Origin of the sequence: Pseudomonas sp. BJa3, assembly GCF_026343815.1 — a bacterium.
GTDB classification, from domain to species: domain Bacteria; phylum Pseudomonadota; class Gammaproteobacteria; order Pseudomonadales; family Pseudomonadaceae; genus Aquipseudomonas; species Aquipseudomonas soli.
In genome coordinates, this window is the sequence record NZ_JAOXMC010000310.1 from 1 (window position 1) to 260 (window position 260).

Below are 260 nucleotides of genomic sequence, written 5' to 3' on the forward strand. Positions count from 1 at the left end.
GTTCAGGCGCGCATCCAGGCGGCCGTCCTGCTCGACCCAGCGCACCGCACTGGCGGGCGAACAGACGCCCTTGTTGTTGGGCGAATCGCCCGTGGCGTACGACGACAACAGGCAGCGCCCTTCGGCCATGACGCACAGGCTGCCGAAGCCGAACACCTCGACCTCGACGCTGACGTTGGCGCAGATACGGGCGATCTCGGCCAGGGTCAGCACGCGCGGCAGCACCACCCGCTGGATGCCGAACTGTTCCTTCATCAGTT

Annotated in this window: 1 protein-coding gene; it reads right to left on the minus strand. The window is 66.9% G+C overall.

The features are described from left to right. Positions 1 to 260, minus strand: a 260-nt coding sequence (locus tag OH705_RS27830) for a peptidase U32 family protein (RefSeq protein WP_267303512.1), incomplete at both ends; no start/stop codon positions are given.